1 protein-coding gene is annotated in these 401 nt (G+C 51.6%); it reads right to left on the reverse strand.

From position 1 onward, the window contains the following. Positions 1–401: HlyD family secretion protein (locus tag HBA93_RS19015; protein WP_221724341.1), on the reverse strand; the 401-nt coding region annotated here is incomplete at both ends.

A 401-nucleotide genomic window follows, 5' to 3' on the forward strand; every position in this document is an offset into this window, starting at 1 on the left:
TCAGTTCAAGCTCCACCAGCTGACGCTTAAGGCGTAACACCTCCACATTGCTTGATGCCCCGATTTTCGTCAGAGATTCACTGATCTTTAACTCGCTGCGCACCAGATCGGCCGCTTCTTTCACCCAATGAACAGACTGCTCAAGGCTTTTGCGTCTTGCATTGAAAAGCTCTGTTTCCGTCGCTTTCAAGGCGGGGTAATTCTCAAGTGAATTCGGGAAGACCAGATCAGCCATATTCACTTCGGCCTGCAAGCGTGCAGCACTTGCAAGCGCTGTACGATAACGCGCCTCGCTTTCTTCAACATTGGACTCGTTTTTTGTCGGATCAAGCTGCGCCAATATCTGCCCCGGAACAACCAGATCATCCTGCCGCACAGCAAGCTGAGCAACAATGCCGCCT

The organism is Ochrobactrum sp. SFR4 (assembly GCF_019730395.1).
In the GTDB taxonomy this organism is placed as follows: domain Bacteria; phylum Pseudomonadota; class Alphaproteobacteria; order Rhizobiales; family Rhizobiaceae; genus Pseudochrobactrum.